At 39.7% G+C, this 7,325-nt stretch carries 4 protein-coding genes; 2 read left to right on the forward strand and 2 right to left on the reverse strand.

Translation table 11 applies throughout. The annotated features are described in order from the left end of the window. Window positions 1–495: 495 nt before the first annotated feature. Together I8748_RS25680 and I8748_RS25685 are read left to right on the forward strand one after the other, a co-directional pair. Window positions 496–900: a hypothetical protein gene (locus tag I8748_RS25680; protein WP_214662757.1), complete on the forward strand. Its 405-nt coding sequence runs from the start codon at window positions 496–498 to the stop codon at window positions 898–900. A 95-nt stretch (window positions 901–995) separates the two neighbouring features. After that, entirely contained in the window at window positions 996–1,796 is an 801-nt protein-coding gene (locus I8748_RS25685) for a hypothetical protein (protein WP_198127355.1), read from the forward strand. Between the two features lie 79 nt (window positions 1,797–1,875). On the opposite strand, the gene I8748_RS25690 is transcribed toward I8748_RS25685, so the two are convergent. After that, on the reverse strand, window positions 1,876–5,451 hold the full coding sequence (locus tag I8748_RS25690) for a WD40 domain-containing protein (protein ID WP_225896550.1): 3,576 nt from the start codon (window positions 5,449–5,451) through the stop codon (window positions 1,876–1,878). Between the two features lie 297 nt (window positions 5,452–5,748). Continuing rightward, window positions 5,749–7,248, reverse strand: coding sequence for a TM0106 family RecB-like putative nuclease (locus I8748_RS25695; RefSeq protein WP_198127357.1), 1,500 nt, complete (start codon window positions 7,246–7,248; stop codon window positions 5,749–5,751). Window positions 7,249–7,325: the final 77 nt, after the last annotated feature.

Here is a 7,325-nt window from a genome sequence, read left to right on the forward strand (position 1 = left end):
CTTCTGGTGATGGGGTTGATGTAGGCGATCGCTCTGGTTTATTTACAAAAGCCTTAAGTTGAAATTAACTTGACTGCGATCGCACCTGCTAGTTTACTACAGGCGATCGCACTGCTGATGATGGGGTTGATGTGGGCGATCGCTGTTGTTTATTTCTGAAACGCTTAAGTTGAAAATAAGTTGAAAATAACTTGCTAAAGTTGCCTGGTGTAAGTAGAGGAAAGTAGGCAAACTGGAACATGTAACAACTACCTGGAGATTGTATATGACTCCTATCATTACGGCATTACACGTTTTTGGTCTTTCTAATCCATCTGCATGGGTTGCAGGAGCCATAATACTTACAACTTACGTTGCAACATAAGCAAATAAGTACAAAAAATAGATTTTTCACAATTCAATAAATAAGTTATGTAAAATTATTAACATACCTCATGTAACTTTAGTCCTGGCTTAATTATGGTTACAAAATCAAAATTATATTTAAAAAAAACTATGAATTATAACTCAGAAAAACAAGATTTTATCTGGAAGCAATACTATCTATGGATAGAGCTTTATAAGTTTTATTTTGAATCTGCTTTCAAGGCCAATACCTTATTTTTTGCTGTCACTGGTGGTATTTTAACGTTTTACTTTTCCAATCCAAATAAACAATATATCAAATATTCTTTGCTACTTCCCTCTCTCATGAGTGCGTCTTTTCTATTCATAGCTTTATATGGAGTTAATCAATGGAAAATAACAAAGAAGGAATTTGATTTACTTGCTAAAGAACTTGAACTAAAAGAGTATCCTGACTTAAATGTGTTAACAATAGTACTATTAGTATTTGCAATAGTTTTTTTCTTAGTTTTGGTTTCATTAAGTGCATTACTATTAGGAATAGTGAATATATAATAAATAGTAATATATTAGCATAACAAAAAACACAAAATTTTTAAGAATCAAAGAAGTTATCTTAATAATACATATACAGTAAATTAGGAGTATTTATGACTGTTAAAGTATATATATGGAACGGTAAATTTACTAATCATCAAAGAATTCGTGATGCAATCTGGAATCCTAAGGCAGATGTTGGTCATGCTGCAATGATTATTATAGATGATAATCATCTTCAAGATACTATTTATATTAGCCATCGACCAGGTGATGATTCATTAGATACTATAAACAACTATAAACGAGGAATACCTATTAATAAGTTAAAAAAGATAGATTTTCAGGAAGACTGTAACCTTGCTAAATCTCAGCCTAATATAACACTTGAAATTTCAGGTTTAAATGAATATAGGATGAGGCAGCTATATAATCTATATAAATTAACTATTGATGACTTTAAAACAAAAGAATTGTATGAAGAACATCAAATAAAAAATAAGTTAATCATTGCTGATTATCATATACAGTGGAGTAATTGCTGTACTGTTGTAGCATATTTTATCAAAGAAGGATTAAAATGTCCTTATCAATCTTACTGTTCATTTTGTTCTCCATTAGAGAATATTTCATCAGAGCGTAAAATTCAACATTCTTTAGCACGTCTTCTTCCAGTAGCTGGTGCAGGATTGGTAGGTGCTTCTTTTGGCCCTGTAGCGTTTATTCTTGCTGTTGTAGCAGGTAGATTAGTAGTAGCAGCAGTTGATACTCAATTGGAATTACATACTGCTGATGCGGTTGGTGGTCGTGATTCAGGAATCGAAAAATTCAGAGATTTTTGGTCTATTGAAAATCTGATATCTTTTTTGAAGAAGATAAAGGATTGTCGTGTTTATCAATGTCCAAATAAATAGTTTAAGAGTAGAGAAAACAGTATTAGTGAGTGTAATACATTACTGTTAAAAGACTAAATGTAGGACAAAAATTGAAAACTTACCTTACACCATCCATAGCCCCCAAAGCCAAAAGTGCCGATCGCTGCGCTGCTGTTAACCCAGTCACCCCCCTGATGTTCATCCCTTCATAAAGGCGGTTGACTTTCAGGGTTTTAATGCACTCAAGAGTTTCCATATCCCAAAGCTTAATTGCCTCATCTTGACTAGCATTAACCAAGATATTACCCAGAAAACTAAAGCTAACAGAGCATATTCCACTACTATGACCATGCAAAACTTTTACACAGGTGAAGTCATTAATATTCCATAAGCGAAGTGTTTGGTCATAACTGACGGATGCTAAGATGCAACCAACAGGGCTAAAACTGACTGACCATACACCAGCAGTATGTCCTTCCAACACTTGGATGCAAGTAAAGTTACTAGTATCCCACAATCGAATTGAGCCATCATTGCTACCACTAGCCAGCATCTTACCATCAGGACTAAAACTAACTGACCAGACGCGCTCAGTGTGACCTTGCAAAGTTTTTATAGATTTACCTTCATAGACATCCCACAACTTAACCAAGCAGTCATTACTACCTGTAGCTAAAGTATTTCCATCAGGACTAAAGCTAGCTGACCATACCCAATCCGTGTGACCTTTTAATGTTTTTATACACTTGTAATTGTAGATATCCCATAGTTTCACGCTCGCATCATTACTGGCACTAGCTAAGGTTTGGCCATCTGGACTAAAGGTAACTGAGCGTACTCCACGGGTATGACTATATAAGGTTGTAATACAATGACCTTCAGCAACATCCCACAGCTTAATGCTTTTGTCATCACTGCTACTGGCTAACATAGAACCATCAGGACTAAAGCTAACTGACCATACCCAATCTGTGTGACCTTGTAAAATTTTAGTACAGTACCCAGACGCAATATCCCATAGCCGAACTAAACCATCAAAACTACCTGTAGCTAAGATACAGGCATCTGGGTTAAAGCTGACCGAGTGTGCGCCACTGGTGCGACCGTGTAAAGTTCTAACGCATACACCTTTACTCACATCCCATAAACGCACGCTCGAATCATTACTGCAACTAACTAAGGTTTGTCCATCTGAACTAAAAGTAACTGAGCGCACTCCACTGGTATGCCCATGTAAAATTTTAATGCAGGTTCCTTCACTCACATTCCATAACCGAACGCTAGAGTCAAAACTACCCGTAGCGATGGTTTTACCGTCCGAACTAAAGCAAACCGACCACACCCAATCTTTATGACCATCGAATGTTTTGATGCAAGTACCTTTACTCACATTCCATAACCGAACAGAGTGGTCTTCACTGCCACTTGTAAGGGTTTTACCATCTGGACTGAAGCTAACTGACCATACCCGCTCAATATGTCCCTTTAAAGTTTTTATACAGATGCCAGCACTGATATCCCACAAGCGAATGTTGCAATCGTCACTGCCACTTGCAAGGATAGAACCATCCTGATTAAACCTGACTGAACATACCCAACTAGTATGACCGTGCAGTATTTTTAGGCACGTACCTAGACTGACATCCCACAACCGAATTGAGGTGTCATCACTCCCACTTGCTAAAGTTTGACCAGCTGGACTGAAGCTTACAGACCAAACACAGCCTGTATGTTTATCTAAAGTTTTTAAGCAATCTCCCGTTTGTACATCCCACAGTTTGACTAATGTATCATGACCTCCACTTGCCAGCGTTTGCCCATCTGGACTAAAAGCCACCGTCCAAACCCAACCCTTATGACCCTTAATTGTCAACAACTTTTTTCCATCCGCCACTTGCCACAAACGAATTTGCCCATCAATATCACCCGTAGCCAACAGTTTTCCATCTGGACTCAAGGCAATTGAGAGAACACTCTTAAAGGTTGCAGCAAATACAGACTTCTCAAAAGCAGTATTTTGGAAATTAACTTCAGCTAAATTTACACGCTGTAAGTCCGCTTGCCTAATAGTCAAATTTGAGAAATCATACCCCTGTAAATTTATTTGCAAATGCGCTAACAAGTTGAGGACATTGCCCCCCGCATACCCAGTTAATATTGCAGCTTGATGTCTTTGCTGCTCCAATACATCCTGCAACAAAATTACCAGCTTTTCTTGACTGCCCAACTCTATTAACAATTGCTCAAGCAAGGGTTGCACAATTAATTGCTTTTGTGTCTCCCGGATGTAGTCTTTGCTTGTTGCTTTTATTAAAGCATGGGTTTGGAATAAGCCTAAACCGACAGACTTTTTCCCTACTAATTGTTGACACACTTGTTTAAGCAATCGCTGGGTGGTATATTCCATCACCACTGGTTGCAAAAAGAAACGCTCGCCGCTTTTTTCAATTAATGAGCGTTGCAACAGAGATTTAATTGCTGAAGGTACGAGACGCTGGGAAGAAGATGTCACTATATCAGCAACTAACTCAGCAAGGGATACTGGCTCTCGATTAATTGCCAGCCAATACATTACTTGCGCTTCTACAGGTGACAAAAGGTAGAACTGCCGTTCTAACAAGTCGCCAATGTCCTCAAAAATTAGTATCCCGCGTTCTACATACTCTAAAACCGGGGCAATTCTACCGTCGAAAAGCTCTTGGGTTCCGGCTGCTACCATCTTGAGCGCTAAGGGATTACCGCCATAATGCTCGATGAGTACTTGCCATTGTTGCTCTGTACCCGTGAATTGTCCTTTTTGCTGGAATAATTGTTGTCCCTCAGTAGGATTTAATCCTTTTAATGGGAGCGATCGCACTTCTGTTCTGTCTCCTTCTAACGGTACAATTTCTCTGGGTTTTTCTCTAGAAGTGAACAGAAGGCAACTAATATGGCGTACTTCGCCAACGCGCTTGAGTAATTGACCATATCCCTCGTACCCAGGACGACATTGCCCTGCTTGACCACCAGCGAGAATTGTCTCTACATTGTCTAAAATCAGCAGACAACGGTTTGTTTGCAAACATTCCATCAGCTTTGCTAGTTTGCCATCAAAGCTTTCGGGTATTACCATCTCCTTTTGCAACCCCGACAGCAAAGATTGCAGGATGTTGGTGATTTGCTCCTCTACTGGCGGTGCATTTTGCAGGCTGCGCCACACCACTACCTCAAATTCATCTTGAATTTCCCGTCCCAACTTCACAGCTAAAGTGCTTTTGCCAATACCGCCAATTCCTATGAGTCCAACTAAACGACACCGTTCTTCTAATATCCACTGTCGTAGCTGCAATAATTCTTCACGGCGGCCAAAAAACACAGATACATCCGGTGCTTCTGCCCAATCATACTGCGGGTTTGCTTGCCGAGTTTCTATTTCCTCTAAGGTCGAGGTCGGCCTGGTATAATCGCTTTGAGATAACTCCAACCCAAAGGCTGCGAAAGCAAACTGCAAGGAACTTTTATCTACAGGTTCCAAGCGTGCCAAAATTCTAGATATAGTGTGTAGAGCTAAACGAGTGCGATCGCTCAGTTCTTCTAATGAAAAGCTATCTCCACCATTCTCATCAAATTCAACTTGAGTTTTGGCAGCTTGAAATTTATCCCAGCCTTTTCGGGTAAGGATTACACCACGCCTGCGTCTGCTTGCTTGTTTCATCAACGTCACCTAAAACTGAATAGATGCATCTCCATTGAGTCAATTCTCAAAGGACAATAGAAGGATTGGTTGGGGAACAGCACTTCAAGCTTGACGAATTAAATCAGATATGGAATAATGCAACATATTTTATTTAACTCGAACGGCATCTCCAAAAAATGCCGATATTTCTGTATAACTGACTTTCAAAAAGCGATATCGCTCTGTGGAAAAATCAGCTATTTTTAACGATATATCAGGTTTTTATACGGTTATCACAGATAATAAGGCAAAATTAAGTATCTGTAAACGAGCATGTCAAGATATCCAAGCTGCTTGCAGAAAGTTAACAAACCAATCTTTCACCTTGCGGGTGGCGCGACAGTCGTCTTCGTTGTAAAGTTGGATATTTTCTAGTAAGGTGCGATCGCCTGTTGCTAACCACTGGTCATACCAGTAAATACACTTAGCACCACTGGCTTCTTTATTACGCCACTCAAACCCCAACCAACGAGCGATCGCTTTCAGGGCATAACTTTCTATGGGCAATGCTACACTTTGGGTTAATTGTTCATAGACATCGACAAACCGATTCAGTACAGGTTGCACTGAGGAGTTAGGAGTGCGGTAAAGTTTCGCCAAGCGTTTAACTGTATCAAATTCGTAGACGCAAAAATGATAAATTGGTGCTTTGGGATATTGCCAAACTAAGTTAAGAAATTGCTGCCAAATTAATTCTTGTTCTTCTGGTCTTTCTGCCAAAAATGAATAAAACTCTTCTGTATTCGCTTCTTTATTAACAACCAAAACCCCCAAAAGATAATTTAAATCTAGGTCTGGCTGTGCTTCGATATCGAAGTATAGCTCAATGGGTGCTGTAAATGTAATATTTGCTATTGGTAGCGGGTTGGGTAAAATCAAAGGTCGTCCTGACAATGCAGACTGCGCTTGTACTACCAACTTCGGTGCTACTTCATTATCGAATCCAACTAAGTTTTCTAAGGCGCTGGGATGAGTATTGGCAAGAGATTCTACTGTGGTAATGGAGAGAGTTTGCAGTTGATCGTAGCGCAGGGGTGTAACGCCTGGTAACAAAGAGAGATGTTTTTGCGATTGAGCGATCGCATAACATTGACTATACCAATGGCAAAGACTACACTTCTGACGTGAAATAAAAACTTCTGGTGGTTCTGATGACTCTAAAACTTGAATAAACTCCTGGAGAATCTGCTGCATTTGTGGTGTCCATTTAGCTAGATCCACTGGATAATCAAAGTTTTTGGTACGCAATATTAACCAAGCAGTTTCGGGTGCAACTTCCTGTACTGTTGCTAATACTTGGGCGTGAAATGCAATATTAACTTGATATTCCTGCTTGGGACGCTTACCCATTTCCATATTCGCAGGAATATACATCCAATCGCCAAAGCGAGATTTGCCTGGCTGTTTTACCAGTAAATCTGGACGACTGAGGAGAGTATATCCTTCATAGTGAGGCGATAAAGGAATATTCTCGCTTGTTGGTTGTGCCAACTCGTTGTGGTTGACTAATAGTACTCCTTGATGGATGTACTCAACTCCACGCTGCATCAATTCTAAAGTCGCTGCATGGGCCTTTTCCCAGTTGCCATATGGATAATCTGGCTTGTGATAGGTAAAATGCGCCAAAATACCGCGTCGATAAGCGCTTTTGTCTTGTTGCAATTTGAGTAATAATTCATTGGGCACATCTCGTTGACTGTACTCACCGTGAATATCTAAAAAAGGTCGGCGCTTACAGCGTTGGTATTGCAGTAGGAGTTCAGCATTAATTAACATTCCTTTAAGCTAACAAGAATTAGCGTTTTCTGGGAATAATCCGGATAAATAAAGATGGGGGGGTGGGGGAATGAGGG

The organism is Amazonocrinis nigriterrae CENA67 (assembly GCF_016056305.1).
GTDB lineage: Bacteria > Cyanobacteriota > Cyanobacteriia > Cyanobacteriales > Nostocaceae > Amazonocrinis > Amazonocrinis nigriterrae.

Excerpts from the sequence above, each read along its gene's own strand:
- I8748_RS25690 (WP_225896550.1), bottom strand. The coding sequence starts at position 5,451 with ATGAAACAAGCAAGCAGACGCAGGCGTGGTGTAATCCTTACCCGAAAA.
- I8748_RS25680 (WP_214662757.1), top strand. The coding sequence starts at position 496 with ATGAATTATAACTCAGAAAAACAAGATTTTATCTGGAAGCAATACTAT.
- I8748_RS25695 (WP_198127357.1), bottom strand. The coding sequence starts at position 7,248 with ATGTTAATTAATGCTGAACTCCTACTGCAATACCAACGCTGTAAGCGC.
- I8748_RS25685 (WP_198127355.1), top strand. The coding sequence starts at position 996 with ATGACTGTTAAAGTATATATATGGAACGGTAAATTTACTAATCATCAA.